Genomic DNA, 21436 nt, shown 5'->3' on the forward strand with positions numbered 1-21436 from the left:
TAGTACAGGTACTGGTTCTACATTCAGATCACGTGCAGTCAATAACAATTCAGGTGACAATTCAAGTAGCACGACTAAATTATATGGATGTACGATAGGAACCGATGTGCTCATGTTGGGTGGTGGGGGTTCTGTACTTATCGATGGTGGAACCACCGTTGGAGATGGGTGTAACACTCTGACAGACACTTCGACAGACGATGGTACTGATGGACTTGAGGTCAGGAGCAGCACATGGAATGTAATAGATCCGAAAAACTATGTGAATAAGTTGTACAAACAACCATGTGATGCTAAGCCTTATTCTGTGATGCCTGTAACTGCTGTTGCGATGGTCGATATGTCCATCGCGGATACTAAGAAGTATGTCGAATTCGCAACGGTGCAATATGCCATCGATGCCGCCTGGTACGAGGATACCGTCATTCTCACGAAAAATTATGATGGTTCTGAAGCAAGCATGATTAAAGAGTGTATTGTCGTACCGGCTGAGAAGAATTTGAAAATTCGTTCGGATTTGGCCCAAGATTATGATAGCCCTACAACAAATCCGGCTGGAGGGAGGAGTCAGTTTGTAGGCGATATTAGGGTCATAGGGGCTCTCACTCTTGAGCAGGTAATCATAGGTGGAAAAGATAACGATCCTGTCGAGATGAACATCATCGTCAAGGGCGGTACATTGACCATCGGGTCGAATACCGAGATTGTCAATATCAATAATACATCCAACACCTCAACTATCACCTCCAAGTACTTCGTGATCGGGTTTGAGGATGCCGCGACCCCATACAAGGGGACCATCGTGATGAAGGGTGGTTCCATAATCGAGAATCTGAAGTCTGCCTACGGCCCGATAAGACTTGTCAATGGGTCTACCTTCAGTATGGAAGGCGGAACGATCACGGGATGCAACTCCACAGCGAACGAGGGGACTGTGTTCTATGTCAGTGCATTCGATACCGATACACATGGTAGTACGACGCTGAAGATCACAGGCGGGACCATCGAGGGCAACGGTAAGGACTCCCCGCGCGCGAAGGGTACAATATTCCTGCACCAGAACGGAGGGTCCACCTTCGAGATGTCCGGTGGTTCCATCAAGAACAACTCCGCCGTGTACGGAGGGGGCGTGTACGACAACTCCACCCCGAATTCCAAAAACGATGCGAACAAGGTGAAGATCTCAGGCACCGCCGTGATCGACGGCAACAGGGGGACGTCGATGAACGGCGGCATGTCCAACGTGTTCCTCCAGAACGGACAGACCATCGACTTCAGTGGAGGTTTGGGAAAGGGCGCCAGCATAGGCATCTATGTCAACGGCCTGGCCTCCATGACCGAGGTAGAGGTCGGTACTGCTGGAAGCGGCTCGGATGTTTACAACTATGTCCATTCCGACATATCCAGCGTTCACGGCATAGCCTATGATAACGGTTCGGAGTATGTCACCATGGGAGGTACCGTCAAGCATCCTGCAGGTCACACAGTGTCGAATGGAACGGTCTGGTTGACCAAGGTCGCTGCCGGGATGGATTCCGGCGGCGTCGCCGTGATATACGACAAGAGCGGGAACGTGGTCAGCACCCATCGGACGCTCGATGATGCGATAGGGAAGTTCAACTCTAGTGCTCATGAGGGGATAAGGCTCCTCTCCGACATCCGTCTGAAGGCTCCCGTGACGATCTACAAGTCCCTCACATTGGACGGCAACGGTCACGCCCTTATCAGGAACTGTTCCAACTCCGATCTGGTGATAGTTTCTGGAAAAGATGTCAGTGTCACATTCACCGATCTGACCATCGACGGCAACGGCAAGACTCAGAGCAGTTCCGTCCTGGTCACCAAGGGTGCGACCCTGACATTGGACGAAGGAACGATCATCACCAACGGGGGCACCGGGGTCTGGGTCGGGAAGGACAAGACCGATGCCGGGACGCTGATCATGAACGATGGCGCCGTGATCTCGGACAACAATGACTACGAACGTCCGGGCACCGCCCTGGCCGCCGGGGGAGTCGCAGTCATCGGGAACAGCAAGTTCACCATGAACGGCGGGATCATCGAGGACAACACCTCCGTGTGCGGAGGTGCCATAGCGACCGCATACAACGACGATGGATACGGGGTGTTCATCAACGACGGAGTGATCAGGGACAACAAGATCCCCATAGGGTCCGGTGTTGGTGGCATCATAGTCCACGCCCATGGAAGGGCGACGATAGTCGGTGGTACCATCACGGGCAATGACGGCGGTGTCGCCACCTGGTACGCACACAGTACGTTGACCATCGGCGGGAGTTATGCTAAGGTTCCGCTGAAAATCGAAGGGAACGAGGCCCTTCGCGACAAGATCAAGAGCGACCTCTATGTCAAAAAGGGTCTGACGTTCACGGTCGGAGGCGCCCTGGCAGAGGGCAGCCGTGTGGTCATAACGACCGCGGTCCAGCCCACGGGGGCATCGGACGTGAAGGTCGCGACTGGTGCTACGGAAAAGGGGCACATCAAGCATCTCTTCTCCGACAATGGCGAGGCGTACGGTGTCGTATATGATGTCGATAGCGAGAGTCGTGACAGGAATGACGCCAATAAGACGGTAGCCCATACACCCGAGAATGATACAGTCTGGATGGCTGTCGGTGCCAAGAATACAGACGACATCGTGACGTACGTCGCCAAGATCGGATCCGACCGTTACAAAACGCTGAAAGATGCGATCAATGCAGTGACTGGAAGCAGTTCGACGATCGAGATCCTGATGGACATAACCACCTCTGAGTCCTATGATATAAGCAAAAAGGTCACTATCGTCGGAAAAGGCTACACGATCTCTCATGCTGGGAACAACAGTCTATTCAAGGTGGCCTCGGGCGGAGACCTCACACTCACAGGCGTGAATCTCGACGGCACCGGAACGGAGCGTGTCTGCAACGGGGGTGCGGTCAATGTCGCAAGTGGTGGAAAGCTCACCATCAGCAATGATACTGAGATCGGTAAGGATGCCGAGATCAGCAACTTCGTGACGACCAGCAATGGATCCCTAGATGATACCGGCAAGGGAGGAGCGATATACGTCGCAAGCGGCGGAATCTTCTTTATGAACGGAGGTTCCATATCCGGCAACTTCGCCGTGTACGGGGGAGCGATCTTCGTAGAGTCTGGTACGAATGCGACCCTTGGCGGAGGGACGATCTCCGGTAACATGGTGACGAAGACCGGGAGCGGAGTCGTCGTGAACGATGGAACTCTTTCGATGGACGCTTCGAAGATTGGAGGGTACGAGGACTCGTTCGGATTGATATCGGGAAGTTCGAAGATCGCTCTGACAGGCACTCCCGATTCCGCCCTGAAGCTCGATATGAGCTCTGCCAATCATACATTCTCGACCGAGGTCGTCACCGGTGTCGATTCGACGTATGTGACCGACGGGGGCCCCGATAAGGCGTATTTCGTCACATCCGCCGGTGGTGAATCCGTTGTGTACCAGGGCCGTATCGATGTGGTCCAGACGGTTCTTGACAAGGCGACGGTCAGTGGGTCACTAGCCACGGGTCTGAAGGTCCAAATAACGGTCGGGAGTGGGAAGGAGACATATTCGTTTGGTTCAGAAAACAAGGTTGAAATTTCTGTTTACGAGACGGTTGGCAACAACAGGGTATTCGTCGGCAATGAGGCGCACATACAGGTGATTGCGACAGAGAATGGCGTCGACGAAGTCATCCATGAGTTCACATACTACATACTGTGCTCGGACGACAGGGGATACATCCATGGCGGTCCGGGCACGTCGTACATCGACAAGGACGGCAACGTGAGGCCGTTGAACGATGGGATACCAGCGTCCGATTTCAAGGTTGATGAGAGCGGCAACGCCACATTCATCATAGATGGTAAGCAGCAACAGATGAACATCTCCGAACCTCTGAACCATATCAAGGAATCACTGCTCGAGGACTACAAGATCGAGGCGATCAAGAAGATCGGGGGTCTTGCCGGAGGCAATCTGACCATTCAAGCAGCTATAGACAAGATAATCAATGAAATCAACAACGTTCCTCTCAACGGCGATCTGGAGGGGGCCAAGGACGCTATCGACGGTCTGGTCGACAAGGCGTTCCTGGAGACCATCCTCATCACGGTCACCGGGACAAACGGCATAGTCAATGGTTCTAGCATATCCAACGAATATGCCACTGTAACGAAGACCGACGATGGGTTCAAGGTGGAGCTGAAGAAGGACATAACTGGCACTCCCATCCTCATTCCCGATACCTGGGGAGACGTCGAGATCGACCTCAATGGCAACGACATCATTGGAAAGGATAGCGGTCCCGCTATCATAATGACCGGTTCCGGTGAATCCGGGACGAACCTTACCATAACTGGCCCCGGCGATGTCACCGGGGGCAACGGTGCGCCTGCGATAGATGCGAATGGAAACGGAACTTACGGTGCACCCACCAACGGGTCCATAACCATCGGGAAGGACGTCAACGTCTCCGGAGGCAACGGAACCAATGGAGGCGCTGGTATCGAGACCGACATCCCTGTGACCGTCACCGACGGCGGAAAGGTCACCGGAGGTAGTGGAGGTGACGGAACCAGTGGAGGGAACGGCGGAGCCGGTATCGACTCCACCAGCAATGTCACCGTCAGCAACGGCGGACAGGTCGTCGGTGGTGACGGTGGCAAGGGTACGACCGGGACCGGAGGATCCGGAGGTGCCGCCATCACTCCCAACGGGGATGGGGACGAGTACATCAACATCGAGAACGGGACGGTCGCCGGAGGCTCCGGAGGGGACTCCGATTCTGGCAAGGGCGGTGACGGCGGGGCCGCGATCGATCCTAAAGACGATGCAAAGGGTCCGGGCAACATAGTGGTCTCCGACGGTTCCGTCGTGACCGGAGGCTCCGGAGGAGATTCCGGAGGCTCTGGCAGCGGAGGAAACGGAGGCGGGGCGATAGATGTCGGCACTAGTAATGACACATCTGTCTCTGTATCCGATTCAACCGTCGCCGGAGGCGACGGCGGGGACAGCACCACGGGCGCCGGAGGTAACGGCGGTTCCGGAGTGACCGCCGGAGGGGACATAGATATCACGGACGGTTCTGAGGTCTCCGGAGGAGACGGAGGATCCGGTAACAACACAAGTTCTGAAGGCAAAACACCGGGTAGTGGAGGTTCCGGTGTGATTGGAGACTCCGGAAACATCACTGTGGACGACTCCAAGGTCACCGGCGGTAACGGCGGTGACGGGAAGGGCGACGGTGTCGCCGGAGGAACCGGTGGGGCCGGGATATCCGGAGGAAACAACGTCAACGTCGGCGGTGTCTCCGAAGTGACCGGAGGGTCCGGAGGAGACGGAAGCGACGGAAAGGGCAATACCAACGGAGGTGCCGGAGGAACCGGTGGGGCCGGGATATCCGGAAGTTCTGGAACCACCACTGTGGACAAGGAGAGCAACGTCACCGGAGGTACCGGCGGTAACGGTGGAGATTCCAGCACGGGAACCGGTGGGACCGGAGGAACCGGTGGGACCGGAACCGGAACCAGCGGAACCGGAGCCACTGGATCCAATGGAACGAATCAGGCCGGTATCGACAAGATCATCGGAGAGATCAAGGAAGAAATCAGAGGCAACGTGTCCGTTGAGTACAACCACGACACCGGACGCTTCGAGATCGACCTCAACGGCGATGTCAGCGGCCCCATCGAAATCCCCGACACCTGGGGAGACGTTGAGATCGACCTCAACGGCAACGACATAATCGGCAACGGAGGGTCCGCGATAATCATGACCGGTTCCAAAGATGGTGCCGGTACGGACCTGGTCATCAAGGACTCCGCAGGAGGCGGACAGGTCATCGGAGGATCCGGTGCACCCGCCATTGATGCGGATGGAAACGGCAGTGATAGTGCACCTTCAAAGGGATCGATCACCGTCGAGGGCGGCGCGATCGTCATCGGAGGATCGGGATCCCCGGGCAGTGCCGGGATAGTCACGGACATCCCCGTGACCGTCACCAACGATGGCAAGGTCATCGGAGGCGACGGCACCAATGGCGGAGCCGGAGGCGCGGCTATCGAGTCCGACAGCACCGTGAACGTCAGCAACGGCGGACAGGTCATCGGAGGAAACGGAGGCGATTCCGACGGCACGGGTGCCGGTGGAGCCGGAGGTCCTGCCATAAAGCCGAGTGACAAAGGTACATTGGGGCCCGTCTCGGTCGACAACGGAAAGGTCGTCGGCGGAGCCGGAGGTGACGGCGCATCCGGATCGCCGGGCACTTCTGGTGGAAACGGAGGGTCCGCAATCGTCCCTGGAACTGGGACCGATGTGACGATCAAGAACGACTCCGAGGTGATCGGTGGATCCGGAGGCAACGGTGGCGAGACTGAAGGCACTGGTACTGGAGGTGCCGGAGGAAACGGAGGCGCGGCTATATCGAGGCCTGAATCCGGAACTTCCGGCAGCATCGTGGTGGACGACTCGAAGGTCACCGGAGGAAACGGTGGCACCGGAGGGTCCTCCACGGGCGGATCTGGCGGCACCGGAGGAAACGGCGGAGGCGCCATCGATGTGCCCGGGGCCAGCGTGGACATAGGGTCCAACTCCGAGGTCACCGGAGGAAACGGTGGCACCGGAGGATCGAGTCAGGGAACCGGAACCGGAGTCACCGGAGGTGCTGGAGGCCAGGGAGGTGCTGCAGTCGACAATTCCGGCGGAACCACCAATGTCGAGACCGGGTCCACGGTCACCGGAGGAAACGGAGGCCAGGGAGGATCCGGATCCACGAATACACCCGGAGGAAACGGCGGAGACGGAGGGTCCGGAAGCACTGGAACCGTCACTGGCGATCAGAGTGGCGTCACGGGAGGTAACGGTGGAAACGGCGGGACCGGTTCCTCTGGAGGCACCGGAGGTGATGGTACTGATGGAGGCTCTGGCGGTAGCAACGGTGCAACCATCGATACGACCAAGACCGATATCGAGGATGCTTTCGACGATAATGAGAATGTCAAGGTCACATTCGATCCCGAGACCGGCGGTTATGTCGTGGAGATCAAGGGCGACATAGCGGGACCTATTACGATTCCCGACACGTGGGGCAAGGTGGAGATAGACCTCAACGGACACACCATCAAGAACGAGAACGGGTCGGCCATCATCATGACCGGCTCCGGCGGATCTGGAACGGACCTCACCATAACCGGCTCCGGCAATGTCACCGGAGGCAACGGTGCGCCTGCGATAGACGCGAACGGTACTAAGGATAAAGCTGGGCCCACGAACGGGTCGATAACCATCGGGGACGGAGTCACCGTCACTGGAGGCAACGGATCCGCCGGAAAACCAGGCGGAGCCGGTATCGAGACCTACATCCCTGTGACCGTCACCGATAACGGAAAGGTCGTCGGAGGCAATGGTGGCAACAACCCGAACGGACTCGGAGGCGCAGGCGGAGCCGGTATCGACTCCACCAGCGACGTCACCGTGAGCAATGGCGGTAAGGTCACCGGCGGGAACGGCGGCAGCGGTTCCGCCGGGCACGCGGGCGGTAACGGCGGTGCGGCGATCAACCCCGGCGAGAACGGGATGGGCTCGGTCACCGTCGACGACGGGGACCTTGTCGGAGGCAACGGCGGTAACGGCGGCAACAACACGGCCGGCGCCGGAGGCAACGGTGGAGCCGGAGGCCCTGCGATAGGCAACAACAACGACAACGGCCCCGAGAACGTCACCGTGAGCGGTAACGAATCCGATGTGACCGGAGGGAAGGGAGGCAACGGAGGTTCCTCCGCTTCCGGTACCGGAGGCAACGGAGGCGTAGGCGGAGGGGCGATCGACTGCCCCGAGACAGATGTCACCGTCTCCGGAGGCGCGGACGTCATAGGAGGCAACGGAGGTTCCGCAGGTAACGGGACCATCGGAGGCAACGGAGGAGCCGGCGGAGCCGGTGTCAACGGCGACGACGTCAAGGTGAACGGTTCCAATGTCGTCGGAGGCAACGGAGGTTCCGCAGGTAACGGGACCACTGGTCCTGGTGGCGACGGCGGAGCCGGAGGCGATGCCGTCTCCGGGTCCGAGGACACCATCATCAACGGAGGATCCACCGTGACCGGAGGCAACGGAGGGGCCGGTGGTTTTTCCAAGGAAAATATCGGAGGCGACGGTGGAGACGGCGGAGCCGGACTCGACCCGGGGGCTGGTACTGGAACGGTCATTGATTCAACCGTTACTGGCGGTAACGGAGGCAACGGAGGTTCATCCGGTTCTAAAAACAACAGTAGCAATGGAGGAGGCAACGGAGGCAACGGAGGTCCTGGTATCAAAGGTCCGGAAGCAGTAGACGGTGATGTCAGTGTCGAAGGGTCCGATGTCATCGGAGGCAACGGAGGCGACGGGGGCGATTCCTCGTCTGGAACCGGCGGTATTGGTGGGAACGGAGGAGTTTCCGCAGGAAATAACGTAACTTCTGATGGTGACAGCAACCTCATGGGAGGCAACGGAGGCGACGGGGGCGATTCCTCGTCTGGAACCGGCGGTACTCCTGGATCTGGAGGTGCAGGCGGTTCTCCCGGAACTGGAGGTTCAACCGTCACTGTTCCGGAATACAAGGTCGAAGTGACCGTTAAGACTGAGGGCGGAAGTGTCGCAAGCGGCGCTCAGGTCTCCATCATGCGTGGGGAGGAGTCCCTGGCATTCGGTGTCACTGACACAAATGGCGTTATCGGGTTCGAGGGCGTCTCCCCAGGAGTGTACAACGTCGTTGTCCAGTACAACGACAAGATTGTCACGACGAAGGTGACCGTCATCGGAGGGGATGTCGATGTTAGTGTTGTCATCGAGTCTGATTCGACTGGAACCGGTAACCTGAACACCCAGGTCACCGGAGAGGTTCCCGTCGTTCCGGAGAAGCTGGAGACCGTCACCAACACGGGTGAGACCGCTAACGGATCTCACGTGACGATCACACTCAATGCCACGGTCCAGAAGGACAGTAACGTCATCGATAGCATCAGCAACAAGGCGAAGGATCAGGATATCACGATGGTCGACTTCGTCGATGTCACCATAACCAAGACAGTGACCAAAGACAACGTGTCCGAGGAGTTCGTCATACCCAACACCAGTGGATTGATGACCTTCTACATGGAGGTCAGCAAGGCGATGTGGGACAGTCTCGGCGACAAGGGTCCCGAGCACATCAAGCTCTACCGCGAACACACCGGTAACGGGCAGACCAACATCGATGACATCAGAAAGGTCAGCAACAAGTATTATGCCGACAGGTGGGGTGGCGAATGCTATTACATCGAGTACTCCGCCGACAGGAACATCGTGTACATCGTTGTAGTCGCGGAGAAGTTCTCCACATACGCCCTCGGATACCAGGACACGCCCGTGTCGCCGAACAACCCCTCCTCCGGAGGCTCCGGGTCCGGCGGCACCGACCCGTCCAAGCCGACCACCGAGGTCGGCACCGACATCGTCGACGGGAAGGTCGTGATCACCGTCACCCCCGAGAAGGACAAGGAGTACGCGGTCATGGACAAGGACGGCAACATCGTCGGCGACTGGTCCTCCGGATCGTCCGGGAAGGACATCGTGTTCGGACCGTTCGAGCCCGGGCAGGACTACACCGTCGTGAGCAAGGACAAGGACGGCAAGGAGAAGGTCGAGAGCACCGTCACCACCCCCAAGGTCCCCGGACACGCGGTCACCGACAAGGGCGACAGCTCCGTGTCCATCGACACCGACACCGGCGCCAAGTACCAGATAACCGACAAGGACGGCAACGTCGTCCTCGGACCCGACGGGAACCCCTGGGTCGAAGGGAACGGCGATGTCCTGACATGGGACAACCTGAGCCCGGAGAACGACTACTACGTCACGATCCAGGTCGTGGACCCAGTCACCGGCGAGACGCTGGTGTACGGGCCGTTCCTGGTGAAGGAGGGCACCGAGTCCCCCGGACCCGGGCCCGATCCCGAACCCGAGCCCGTGCCCGGGGAGGGCACCGATGACGGCAAGGGATGCTACGCATGGGCGGTCCTGCTGGTGCTGGTCGTCTATGTCGCATTCCTGTTCCTGGTCCACAGGGAGGGTCCATTCGACCTGCTCACGTGGGCCGCGACCGTCGCCGCTCTGGTCGTAGATGCGGTCGTCGTCGCCCTGCACGGATGCGCATGGGACATCGCGGCGCTCGTCGTCACCGTCGCGGTCATGGGCCTCGCATGGTACCACTTCCGCGGGAAGCCCTCCTCCGGAGACGGGGAGGACAGGTCCTGAAACCGTCCGGGGACCCCCCGGACACCTTGATCGGTCCCGAAAGGGACCGGTGAAAACACGGCCCCGCATCCGTGCGGGGCCCCCTTCCTTCTAGAGATCAGATGAGTATGTCAAAGGACCGACCGCTCCGGTCGTTCCCTTGAGAGGATGAAGCGTATGGCCTCGTTGGCCAGCGTCATCCCGAATATCGCCGGGACCGTCGGCAGGGATCCCAGAACGCTCTTCCCGTGGGCATCCCTCTCGTCCGGCCTCACGAGCGGCGGCTCCTCCGAGTAGACGCAGGTGATGTTCGACGTGTCCACGTCCCTCAGCCTCTTCCTGACGTTGGCCGCGACGGGGCAGACGCTGGTCTTCCTCAACGTGGCTATGCGGATCCTCGTGGTGTCCATGTGGAGCGCCGCGCCCATGGACGAGAACGTCCTGATGCCCTGTTCGGACGCCGCCCTCAGGAGTGCGGACTTGTGCTCGATCGTGTCGATGGCGTCCACTAGCACATCAAATCCCCCGGACAGTATGTCCGGGACCGTCCCGGCGGACACTATGGACCCCACGCCCTCGATGTCGACTGACGGGTTGATGCTGCGGGCCCTCTCGCAGGCGACCTCGGCCTTCCCCCTGCCGACGGTGTCCACCGTCGCCAGTATCTGGCGGTTCAGGTTGCTCTCGGAGAAGACGTCCGCGTCCACCACCCTTATCCTGCCGATCCCCGCACGGACCAGGCCCTCCAGCGCGTATCCTCCGACCGCTCCGACGCCGCAGAGCACGACGGACGCGGACCTGAGCCTCTCCACCCCCTCGTCGCCTATGAGGATCCCCGTCCTGGTGCTGATGTCCTCGCTCATCCAATGCCCTCCTCGCGTTCTCCGTCGTCAGGGACGACAGCTCCTCAGGGGATCTGCCGAGGATATTTGATAATCTCCCAATGAACTCGGACATCCCATGGAAGTCCTTGGGCGTGAACGGCGCGTCCGTCTCGACCAGGAGCCTGTCCCCGGGTATCGCGGAGAGGATGCACCTGGCTCTCCCCTCCGGTTTCGACAGGAATCTCGGGGATATCGAGAACATGCACCCCGCCTCGGCGAATGGTCTGATGTAGCTCTCCGGCCCGTTGAACGAGTGCAGGATCACCGGTCCGCAGTTCCCGCGTTCCTTCCTCAGGATACTTAGCACGGTCTCCTCCGACCTCACCATGTGGATCGTGACGCAGCGATTCATCTCGGATGCGATGTGGAGCTGTTCGGTGAACGGTCCGACCTGTTCATCTATGTCTCCGTGCCTGGAGTCCAGGCCGATCTCGCCCACCCCCGCACGGGGGTCCTCCTCCAGGAGGGAGACCAGTCTGTCCGCGGTCTCCGGGGCCCACTCCTCCGGATGCCAGGGATGCACCCCGTAGAACCTCCTGACCCTGGGGTCTTCGACTCTCTTCAGGGAGTCCCACTCCCCGCAGGTCGACGTGCAGGACGCGATGAGCTCCGCACGGTCGAGGTCAGGGTACGCATCGTCCGGTATCCCGCTGGTCAGATGGAGGTGCGCGTCGGAGAGTCTCAGGCCGGTCATCGTTCTCACTCGTCCGGATGTCGCTGCAGGCATTCGTCGACGTACTCGGGGGGCACGTCCATGCGCTCTGCGACCTGTTCCCTCGTCATGCCCCTGTCCAGGAAGCGCTGGCACACCGCCCTCATGCTCTCGCCGACCTCTATTATGTGTCTGTCCGGGTCGTAGAAACGGACCACGCGCTGCCCCCACGAGTGCTCCTTGACGGGATGGACCAGCTCGATCCGCATCCCGTCCAACCTGTAGGCGAACGCGTCGAAGTCCTCCTCCTCGAAGTAGACCTCGGCGTCGTTGGCACCGAACGACACATCCCTGCCTATGAAGTTGCGATAGGTGTCGGCGGTCTGCAGGGCCAATCCGCCGGTCAGGACCTTGTTGGCCCCCAGGTCCGTAACGACCAGGAGCCCGAGCACCTCCTCGTAGAACTCGACCGACCTGTCCATGTCGGTCACCACCAGCAGGGAATTCATGAATCTCATCTTCGTCGCTCCCATGGGTCCGGGCCCATCTCATGGATGATAGCGCCCCATCGGATTTCATCTTTGTCGGACTGATATGATTCGAGATGTGGGCACAGATGATAATTTCCTAGATAATTATTATTCAGATAATAATCTTCGAATTCGTTGGATTCATGGGGACCGCCTGGAATCGGGAGACGGGTTCGCTGACATAATCTTCAGGAAGATCAGGGGCCCGGGACCCAACATCGTCATGGAGCTCAAGAGGAGCGACAGCGAGAAGGACATGGAGAGGGATTCCGAATCCGCATTGCGGCAGATCATCGACAAGGACTACATGCATGACATGTCCGGCAGGACGCTCCTGTACGGTGTGGCGTTCCATTCGAAGAAGTCTCACATCGTCTACGTAGACATGTGAACGACACGCGATCTGATCGTGGATGCAGGTCAGACCACTCAGTATAACAAATCTGTATCACTCAGTATAACAAATCTGTATCACTCAGTATAACAAATCTGTATTTTTAAATATTTACAGAACATATTCGAACGTATGCTCACTCCTGACGGGTACAGACCGAGACTCATAGATGCGACCATAGGGAGGTATCTGGGATCGTTCGGTGCCGTAAACGTCAGAGGCCCCAAGTACTGTGGTAAGACATGGTCGTCGTTGAATGCCAGTAACAGTGTCACATTTTTGCAGGATCATGTTGATGGATTCGCCACACGTAGGATCTGCGAGAGTGACCCGTCCTATGCATTGAAGGGCGAATATCCACATTTAATAGACGAATGGCAGGATGTGCCTGAGATATGGGATGCCGTGAGGTTCGATGTGGACCTCGATGGGAGGAAGGGCAAGTACATCCTGTGCGGTTCGTCCGTCCCTTCCATCGACAGGACCAGGCATAGCGGTGCCGGAAGGATAGGGGATGTTGACATGCGTACCATGTCATTGTACGAATCAGGCGATTCCGACGGTACGGTATCATTGAGCGGTCTGTTCGAGGGTGGCGGTGTGGACGCTTCTCCTGAGAGGACGGACCTGGACACGCTCATAGGGTTGGTCGTCCGTGGAGGATGGCCATCTCTCATCGGATCCGATATACGTGATGCGATGGATCACAATCGTGACTACCTGTCGAAGATGATCGATGAAGATGTGAGGCGTGTGAACGGAGGTTCCGTAGATTCCAGGAAACTTAGGATGTTCATCAGGTCCTTGGCACGTAACGAGGGCACCGTCGTCAGCGACAGGAGGATCATCCAAGACATGGAGAACTATGATAAGGAGTCGATCACACCCGTGACGCTGTCACGCTATACAGAGTGTCTGGAGAGACTGTTCCTGGTAAGAGATCAGCCTGCATTCGACACTAATCTGCGCTCATCAGTTCGTGTGGGCAAATCTCCAAAAAGGCATCTCACAGACCCTTCTTTGGCTGTTGCCGCATTGGAGAACACACCAGAGAAGTTGAAGAACGACCTGAATACGTTTGGTTTTCTTTTCGAATCCCTATGCGAGAGGGATTTGGACATCTATGCCTCATCATCGGGCGGTAGACTGTTCCATTACAGGGATGACAACGGCAACGAGATCGATGCAGTCGTGGAGATGCCCGATGGCTCCTGGGGAGCATTCGAGATAAAGCTGGGCCTAAACCAGGTGGACAGGGCCGCGGAGCATCTGTTGAGAATGTCCAGAAGGTTCGAGAGGCAACCGAAGGTCCTCGCGGTCATCTGCGGACTCCCCGGGGCACGCTACACCCGCAGGGACGGCGTCCATGTGATACCCATCACCTGTCTGAGGGACTGATCCAAGCGGGGGAATGTCCGTACCGATCGGCGGCTTCGGACACATCATTGTCTTTAGGCATACCTAAAGATTAAATACTGAATTTAGGATATCCTAATTACCATGAGGTCCGAGTCCGTCGCCAGTTCCCGCAGGGGTGTTTCCGACATAGTACCCGACAACCTTGAGCCAAGCACAGAGACATGCGATACCGATAACCACAACGAGGATCTGCAGGAACGCATAGTCCGCCACTGTTCGCCGACATTGGCGGGCCTGAAGTGCGGAAGCATGTTCAGGACGGACGGGCCCCATGGCATCCAGTCCATAGACGGAGCGCTGAGACCGAAAGGGGTCAGGGTCTCCGTCATCTCGATAGACAATAAGGGCGTGCTCGTGTACGTCTACCGCCCGGACATCCTGGGCAGGAGACTCTCCGAGCCGGACGTGCGCGAGTTCCTCCGCGGATACGGATACGCGCAGACCGGTCCGGAGGGCATGGTGTCCCAGCTGGCGGCCAGGTTCCTGTGCTGTCCCATGCCCCCTGAGGTGGGCGTGTTCCTGGACTATCCGGTGGAGGACGTGAGGGGCTACATCGAGAACTCCGGGAGATGCAGCCGGTGCATCGGATGCTGGAAGGTCTACGGCGACGTCGTCGAGGCCGAGCGGAGGTTCGCCGAGTACCGCAGGTGCCGCGACGACTGCTGCAGGAGGTTCGCCGAGGGCCATGCCCTGGCGTCCCTGGCGACGGTCTCGGAACCAGCTGTCCAGCGAGCGCTGCTTCCTTCTGTCGGACTCCGCCTTGCGGGAGGCCTCGATCTTGTTCAGGACGGTCCTGACGCGGTCCTCGGAGAACCCGTAGCCGGTCATCATGTCGATGACGCCGTCGAAGTCCAACGCCCCGGCCTTGACGCTGTAGTCGTCCGACCTCGGTCCGTTGAGGAAGATCTCGCGGACATCCTCGTATCCGGGGATGTCGTAGCCGTTCGCCTCTATGACGTTCTCCAGGTTCCCGTGCTTCTGTATGAGCTTCAGGCCCTTCTTCGGGCCTATCCCGGACACCCCGGGGTTGAAGTCGGTCCCGATCATGATGCAGACGTCTACCAGCTGCTCCCGGGTTATGCCCAGGTCCCCGAGCATCTTCTCCGAGTCGATGACCTCGGCCTGGACGGTCTTGTAGACGCTCTTCCCGGGGACCTTGCGCCTCCCGGTCACGGTGAGGTTCCTCACGAGGAGCGGCGCACCGAAGAGTATGGAGTCGAAGTCCTGGGATGCCGATGCGTACACGTCGCCCTTGGCGCACATGTACGCTCCCTGGGCCTCACCGTCGCTGGGGGCCTGGACGACCGGTATCCCCATGAGCGTGAGGAGCTCCTTGGACGTGGAGAGGATCTCCGGGGTCATCCTGGAGGTCTGCTGAGCCTTGGAGAACGCCTTCTTCAGGTCGCCCTCCTCCAGCGCCCGCTGGTACTCCTGGGTGGCCTTCTCGCGTCTGGCTATGCGCTCCTCGATGGTCCCGGCCTTGAGTTCGTTGGGCTTGCCGTCGAACACGAACGAGGGCTCGATGCCGTTCTCGATCAGGTTGGCGGTCCTGTACAGCAGTCCGGAGAGGTGCGACGTCACGCGGCCCTGGTCGTCCGACAGGGGCTTCCCGTCCGGCTGCCTGATGATGGACAGGAACTGGAATATGGTGTTGTACGCGTCTATGGCGACGGTCTTCCCGCGGAGCTCCGCGAGCTCGATCGGCCTCGCCTCCGTTATCGGGGACAGGTTCACTCCCATCGGATCACTCCGCGTCGGGTCCGAGGGCCTGCCACTCCTTGATGGTGGGGGCCATGTCCGCCTTCTTGAAGAGGAACGATCCGGCGACCAGGACGTTCGCGCCGGCATCGACGCACGTCCTCGCGGTCTTGTCGTTTATCCCGCCGTCGACCGATATGCGCAGGCCGGGGTTGTGCTCCCTGGCCCAGTCCGAGATGTGCCTTATCTTGGGGACGCACTCGGATATGAAGGACTGTCCCCCGAACCCGGGGTGGACGGTCATGATGAGGACGAGGTCCGCGCGGTCCAGGTAGGGCACGATGTCCTCCACGGGCGTCTCGGGGTTGATGGAGACACCGACCATGATGTCCCTGGCCTCGATCTGCTCGATGGCCTCGTCGATGTCGCCCTTGGCCTCCACGTGCACGGTTATCGCGTCGCATCCCGCGTCGGCGAACGCCTCCACGTACCTTGCGGGGTCCTCGATCATCAGGTGTGCGTCGAAGAACCTGTCCGAGCATCCCCTGACCGCCTTGATCACCGGGGGGCCGAACGTGATGTTCGGGACGAACATCCCGTCCATGACGTCGAGATGGACCCAGTCCGCCCCGGCCTTGTCTACCCTCGATACCTCGGCACCGAGTCTGGAGAAGTCCGCGGAGAGGATCGAGGGGGATACTATCGTCATCGCTCGTTCATACGGGTGTCGGTTTTTATGGGTTGCCATCGGAGCGGTCCGGTATGTCCTGACCGGATGTGATGTCATTGGTCCATGTCCGTGTTCACGACCCATCTCCCCCTGCCAGGGCCTTCGCGTTTGAGAGCCCCGTCCTTTTTGAGTTTCGAGATCCTTCTGGACATCGTGCTCACAGAGAGGCCGAACATCTTCGACATGTCCTCGAGCATGGCATCCGGATTCATCTTAAGGTACTGCAGGATGTCCGTGTAACTGTTCTTGGGGACTTGGCCCGTGGCGGTCGGATTGATCCCCATCGTGACCGTGACTGCCAGAGGCTCCATGGTTTCCTCGATGACGGGCATGGCTATCCCCAACGATCTGCAAGCATCCCTCATCCTGGATATGCCGCTCCCCGCTCTCTCGACGAATCCGATGAGCATGAACATCTTCATCACGTTCGGATTGCGTGGGTCCGAGACCCCTCCTGCCTCTGCTGTGCGGATGGGTATGCGGAATGTCCCGGGGTTGCGTACCACCAGTCTGTCGGGCCTGAGCTCGATCCTGACCCCTCCAGGGACTCCATAGTCCGCATGGGTTATGCCATTCATCACAGCTTCCCTTTCCGCTTTCAGGATCTCGCTCTCGTCGTTCCTGATGTCTCCGTTCAATTCGAATGGTCTGTCGTTCTCCAGTTGCAGGCGCACCGATACCATGTTATAGAATTCGAAAAGGTTCCCCGACCATTCCCCCGAATCCGTCGTGATCCTATCCCTCCAGTCTTGGTTGGAACTCACATACCTGAAGTAATCCAACATGTAGTTGGGGACCTCGCGCCTGATGGAATAATCGAATCCGAACATCATCAATCCCGCTATTGTCGGGACCATGTTGCCATTCTCATCCTTCTCTGCGGCCCCCAGGACCCTGAGGAACTCATCGCTCGGCAATTTGTTCCACGGATGTTGGGGGTTTCTGTTGTTCAATATCTGGCGATATGCGTCTATGCTGCGGGAGTCGAGGTCTTTCAGGAGTACCTTGGTACATAGCAATGAGTCCGGGGGGTCGTTGCTAGCATCCCTCATCATCTCTGATATTTCACTCAGGGAGCAATGATAGTCCCCTTCTCCGTTGCGACGGTATGTCCCGTTGTTCAGGGAGCTGTTGACGAACACGGGGCGTTTTCTCCGTTCGGCGCGGGGAACGGTGATGACGATGAGGTCATTGCCATCCTCCTCCACAACTTTGATGTCGTTGTCGGTGAGTATGTTGACACTGGCCTTCTGGGGGTTGTTTATCTGGTCCCATAGGTCTTTTATGATCTTGTCGGTGTCCTTAATGCCGACAGGAATCAGTTTTTTCTTGTCGTTGGGATCCTCCTCCAAACCCAGTACTATCGTTCCTCCGAAAGTATTGGCAAATGCCGAGTATGTAGGCCAGAAGTCATCTGTGAGCCGTCCTTTGCTCTTCTTGGCTTCAAAGTAGACTCCTTCCTTTCTTGAAGAGTAGACCTCACTTTCTTCGACCATAGTCATCAGTTGTCCTTGTTGCTTATAATGATTTTCATGCGCGTATAATGTTGCAAACATTGCAAATATCTTTTGCAAAATGAAAATTATTTTTGCAAAATGAAAAAATCTGATGCAAATTGAAAATTTCTTTGCAAAAATGAAAACAGTGAAAGTCTCCGACGGGGCATACCCTTCCTGGTCCCACGAACAGACATTCGAACCCATTATCTACGAATTAATCCAATCCAGTCGGACATGGCATTGGCAAAGCACGGCACCGCCGCCGATACATGCGACGTCCAGGGATGCGACAAGCCCGCGGACCGCTCGATCAACATCAAACAGGCGTCCAGGTCCAAACTGGCCCTCAAGTCCCCCGACCTCCGCAGCGTCCACCTCTGCAAGGAGCACTACAAGGAGTACAAGAAGGAGACCAAGCAGGACAGGGAGCTGGACCAGGTATACTGATGGACATACTTTTCCTAGGGACGTCGGCCGCAGTCCCGTCCAGAGACAGGTCGACGTCCTGCATCGCGGTCCGCGAGGGCTCGGACGTGGTCCTTCTGGACTGCGGGGAGGGGGCGCAGCGCCAGTTGATGCGGTCCCCGTTCTCCTTCATGAAGGTCCGGGCGATCCTGATAACCCATCTCCACGGGGACCATGTGTTCGGTCTGCCGTGCCTGCTCCAGACCATGGGGCTCTCCAACAGGCAGGAGCCGCTCACCGTGTACGGTCCGCCGGGGCTGAGGCTCTTCGTCGACCAGACTATGACCATCACAGAGGGAGAGACCTCGTACCCCCTCGATGTGGTGGAGCTGGACGGAGGGGAGCGCTTCTCCGTCAAGGGGTTCGAGTGCTCATGCTTCGGCACCGACCACGGAATAGCCTCGCTGGGATTCGTTTTGAGGGCTCCGAACAGGCCGGGGAGGCTGGACCGCGAGAAGGCTCTGAGGCTCGGGCTCAGGGACGGTCCGGACATGGCCCGCGTGAAGAGGGGCGAGACCGTGAACGGCGTCTCGCCGGAGGACGTCGTCGGCCCGGAGGTCCCAGGACCCAGCGTGTGCTACACCGGGGACACCCGTCCCTGTGAGGGGACGGCGGAGAACGCCAGGGGCGTCACGGTGTTGATCCACGAGGCCACATACATGAGCACCGAGTCCCGCAACGCCGAGGAGCACGGGCACAGCACCGCCCTCCAGGCGGCGGAGGTGGCGAGGGCCGCAGGCGTCGGGAGCCTCATAATGACCCACGTGAGCCACAGGTACGAGGACCGCGGCGAGCTGGAGGAGGAGGCCAGGGCGGTCTTCCCGAACTCGTACACGGCGGACGACCTCGTCCTGTTCGAGATCGGGAGGGACGGGGTCCGTCCCAGGGACGTCAGACCAGCTTGAGCATGTCCGAGTTGGTGATCATCCCGACGATCACACCCTTCTTGGAGACGAGGACGGCGTTGCTGTCCACCATCAGCCCGGTCACGGTGGAGATGGACGTGGTGTCCGAGACCACCGGGAACGGGTCCGACATCACCCTGCTTATCTCCGTGCGGGACAGCTCGTCCATGGTGAACCCTTTCCTCAGGAGGTCGAAGATCACCCTCTCGGATATGCTGCCCACCGGGACACCCTTGTCGATGACCGGCAGCTGCGAGTATCCGGCCCTCCTCATAAGGTCGGACGCCATGTGCACGAGCATCGTGCTCTCGACGGACACTACGTCCTGCGACGCGAAGTCTATCGCCTTGGCATCGTTCGCCTGACCGCTCTTGATCCTGTCCAGCGCCTCGAACAGCTTCACCACCGTCCCGTAGGAGGCGGACATGCGTCCGCCCTCGATCTTTGCGATGGTGCTCTGGCTCACTCCCGACTCCTTCGCCAGCGATGCCTGGGTTATGTCGAGGGACTTCCTGAGGCGCTTGATCTCGGATATGGGAGGGAATTTCACGCTGGGGCTATCGTATTCCTATAAGAATATTTTATGCCATGTTAGTTATATACATCGAATCGTTCCATAACATCCAGAGGTTACTGCAAATGGCCAAAAATATCTATGTCGAGGGTCTCAACGAGATCCCCGTCCCCATGAAGGACATCGAGATCGTTGAACGCAAAGGAATCGGACACCCCGACAGTGTCGCTGACGCACTTGCCGAGGAGGTCTCCCGCGCCCTCTGCAAGATGTACAAGAAGGAGTTCGGACACGTCCTCCATCACAACACCGACGAGACCCAGATCGCCGCCGGGGCCGCCGCCCCCAGGTTCGGCGGAGGGGCCATCATCGATCCCGCATACATCCTTCTGGTCGGACGTGCGACCACCCACGTCGGAGAGGGGGAGGACCTCAAGTCCCTGCCCTGCAAGCCCGTCGCCCTGAAGGCCGCCAGGGAGTACCTGAAGAAGACCTTCCCCAACCTCGACGTCGACTCCGAGATCATCCTCGACGCCAAGCTGGGAATGGGATCCGACGACCTCACCGGCGTCTACAAGGCATCCGGACACATGGCGAACGACACCTCCTTCGGTGTCGGATACGCGCCCTACTCCATCACCGACAGGATCACCCTCGAGACCGAGGAGTACATCAACGGGAAGATGAAGGAGGCACTGCCCGAGACCGGTCAGGACGTCAAGGTCATGACCTCCAGGGTCGGCAACAAGCTGACCACCACCATCGCCTGCGCCATCATCGACAAGCACGTCGAGGATGCCACCGCGTACAAGGCCGTGTGCGAGGACATGTATAACAAGGTCTACGACAACGCCCTGAAGATCATCGGCGACGAGAAGATGGAGTTCAACCTCGAGATCAACACCGGGGACGACTACGACCGCCACGTCTACTACCTCACGTGCACCGGACTCTCCCAGGAGATGGGGGACGACGGGTCCGTCGGAAGGGGCAACAGGTGCAACGGTCTGATCACGCCCTACAGGCCCATGTCCATGGAGGCCACCTCCGGAAAGAACCCCATCACCCACATCGGGAAGATCTACAACATCATGTCCAAGCTCATCGCCGAGGATGTCGCCAAGAAGGTCACCAACGAGGCCGAGATCAGGGTCAGGCTGCTCTCTCAGATCGGGAAGCCCGTCTCCGAGCCCCTCAACGCGTCCGTGCAGATCGTCCTGCCCGATGCCGAGAAGAACCCGAACCTCTCCAAGTGGAGGTCCGAGGCGGAGGCCATCACCGCCGACTGGCTCGACAACGTCGACAAGGTCAGCGACATGATCACGAGCGGAAAGGTCCGCACGTTCTGATCCAGGACGGCCCGTTCGGAGAACGGGCCCCAAACCATCACCATCCCCGGCGAAGGCCGGGGACCATCCTTCCCATCGGTTTTCCGGATGCCCCCGTGCATCGCCTGGGTATCCTTTTTCCAGA

Annotated in this window: 11 protein-coding genes and 3 pseudogenes; 7 read left to right on the top strand and 7 right to left on the bottom strand. The window is 58.8% G+C overall.

Translation table 11 applies throughout. From position 1 onward, the window contains the following. The first annotated feature begins 652 nt into the window (after window positions 1-652). A complete protein-coding gene (locus tag V5D86_RS00545) occupies window positions 653-10294 on the top strand; it encodes a beta strand repeat-containing protein (RefSeq protein ID WP_414594749.1) in 9642 nt (3213 codons plus the stop codon). A gap of 110 nt (window positions 10295-10404) precedes the next feature. Here V5D86_RS00545 and V5D86_RS00550 read toward each other — a convergent pair whose 3' ends face one another. The 3 genes and pseudogenes from V5D86_RS00550 to V5D86_RS00560 all read right to left on the bottom strand — a co-directional run bounded on the left by V5D86_RS00550 (window position 10405) and on the right by V5D86_RS00560 (window position 12327). Beyond that, entirely contained in the window at window positions 10405-11136 is a 732-nt protein-coding gene (locus tag V5D86_RS00550; protein ID WP_414594750.1) for a ThiF family adenylyltransferase, read from the bottom strand. A gap of 61 nt (window positions 11137-11197) precedes the next feature. Next, window positions 11198-11884: pseudogene (locus V5D86_RS00555) on the bottom strand (TatD family hydrolase); the annotation flags it as partial. Then, window positions 11857-12327: a VOC family protein gene (locus V5D86_RS00560; protein WP_414594751.1), complete on the bottom strand. Its 471-nt coding sequence runs from the start codon at window positions 12325-12327 to the stop codon at window positions 11857-11859. The gene V5D86_RS00560 and the pseudogene V5D86_RS00555, both read right to left, overlap by 28 nt. Before the next feature lie 76 nt (window positions 12328-12403). On the opposite strand from V5D86_RS00560, the gene V5D86_RS00565 reads away from it, so the two are divergent. The 3 genes and pseudogenes from V5D86_RS00565 to V5D86_RS00575 form a co-directional block, all read left to right on the top strand. Next, window positions 12404-12730 (top strand): PD-(D/E)XK nuclease domain-containing protein, encoded by a 327-nt coding sequence (locus tag V5D86_RS00565; protein WP_414594752.1) that lies wholly within the window; start codon window positions 12404-12406, stop codon window positions 12728-12730. A gap of 135 nt (window positions 12731-12865) precedes the next feature. Further along, complete coding sequence (locus V5D86_RS00570) at window positions 12866-14131, top strand: ATP-binding protein (protein WP_414594753.1); 1266 nt, start codon at window positions 12866-12868, stop codon at window positions 14129-14131. Between the two features lie 270 nt (window positions 14132-14401). Then, window positions 14402-14794, top strand: a pseudogene (locus V5D86_RS00575) (DUF3793 family protein); the annotation flags it as partial. A gap of 72 nt (window positions 14795-14866) precedes the next feature. Here the strand turns inward: V5D86_RS00575 and fen are convergent. From fen to V5D86_RS00590, 3 genes and pseudogenes are all read right to left on the bottom strand, one after another. Then, window positions 14867-15892 (bottom strand): annotated as a pseudogene (gene fen / locus V5D86_RS00580) (flap endonuclease-1); the annotation flags it as partial. Between the two features lie 4 nt (window positions 15893-15896). Further along, window positions 15897-16559, bottom strand: a complete 663-nt coding sequence (rpe, locus tag V5D86_RS00585; RefSeq protein WP_414594754.1) for a ribulose-phosphate 3-epimerase — start codon at window positions 16557-16559, stop codon at window positions 15897-15899. Window positions 16560-16633: 74 nt separating this feature from the next. After that, a complete protein-coding gene (locus tag V5D86_RS00590) occupies window positions 16634-18076 on the bottom strand; it encodes an ATP-binding protein (RefSeq protein ID WP_414594755.1) in 1443 nt (480 codons plus the stop codon). Window positions 18077-18313: 237 nt separating this feature from the next. Here V5D86_RS00590 and V5D86_RS00595 point away from each other — a divergent pair, with 237 nt between their 5' ends. Together V5D86_RS00595 and rnz are read left to right on the top strand one after the other, a co-directional pair. Further along, window positions 18314-18526 carry a hypothetical protein gene (locus V5D86_RS00595; protein WP_414594756.1) on the top strand — a complete coding sequence of 71 codons (213 nt, stop codon included), beginning with the start codon at window positions 18314-18316 and terminating at the stop codon, window positions 18524-18526. Next, entirely contained in the window at window positions 18526-19449 is a 924-nt protein-coding gene (gene rnz / locus V5D86_RS00600; protein WP_414594757.1) for a ribonuclease Z, read from the top strand. Before V5D86_RS00595 ends, rnz begins: the two co-directional genes overlap by 1 nt. Here rnz and V5D86_RS00605 read toward each other — a convergent pair. After that, entirely contained in the window at window positions 19436-19999 is a 564-nt protein-coding gene (locus tag V5D86_RS00605; RefSeq protein WP_414594758.1) for a CBS domain-containing protein, read from the bottom strand. The genes rnz and V5D86_RS00605 overlap by 14 nt on opposite strands. Window positions 20000-20088: 89 nt before the next feature. On the opposite strand from V5D86_RS00605, the gene V5D86_RS00610 reads away from it, so the two are divergent. Then, a complete protein-coding gene (locus V5D86_RS00610) occupies window positions 20089-21312 on the top strand; it encodes a methionine adenosyltransferase (RefSeq protein ID WP_414594759.1) in 1224 nt (407 codons plus the stop codon). The last annotated feature ends 124 nt before the right edge of the window (window positions 21313-21436 follow it).

The sequence above is a fragment of the Candidatus Methanoprimaticola sp. MG2 genome (genome assembly GCF_047501175.1).
In the GTDB taxonomy this organism is placed as follows: domain Archaea; phylum Thermoplasmatota; class Thermoplasmata; order Methanomassiliicoccales; family Methanomethylophilaceae; genus Methanoprimaticola.